Annotated in this window: 1 pseudogene; it reads left to right on the top strand. The window is 65.0% G+C overall.

The annotated features are described in order from the left end of the window. Nucleotides 1-32: 32 nt before the first annotated feature. Nucleotides 33-579: pseudogene (locus tag ACXJKJ_RS31465) on the top strand (Fe-S cluster assembly protein SufB); the annotation flags it as partial.

Here is a 579-nt window from a genome sequence, read left to right as displayed (position 1 = left end):
GGATGTCGTCTCCTGATCCACAGGCAGCCCCCATGGCCACCGATACCCTCGACACCGTCGCCGCCGGCGATACCCCCAACCGCGAGATCCATGAGCAGCTCGGCCGCAAGTACGCCGCCGGCTTCATCACGGACATCGAATCGGACTCGCTGCCGCCTGGCCTGGACGAGGACACCATCCGTGCCCTGTCGGCCAAGAAGGAAGAGCCCGAATGGATGACGCAGTGGCGCCTGGAGGCCTACCGTCACTTCCTGACGATGCCGATGCCGGACTGGGCCAAGCTGGAGATCGCCGCGATCGACCTGCAGGCGCTCAGCTACTACTCCGCGCCCAAGGGCCCCAAGTACGCCTCGCTCGATGACGTGCCCAAGGAGCTGCTGGACACCTACGASAAGCTSGGCGTGCCGCTGCACGAGCGCGCCAAGCTGGCCGGCGTSGCCGTSGATGCSGTKTTCGACTCGGTCTCGGTCGGCACCACCTTCCGCAAGGAACTGGCCGARAAGGGCGTGATCTTCTGCTCGATGTCSGAAGCCATCAAGGAACACCCGGAACTGGTCAAGCAGTACCTGGGTACGGTGG

Source organism: Roseateles sp. P5_E1, assembly GCF_054049335.1.
Note: the sequence above shows the minus strand (reverse complement) of the source record. Positions and strands in the feature narration are given on the sequence as shown.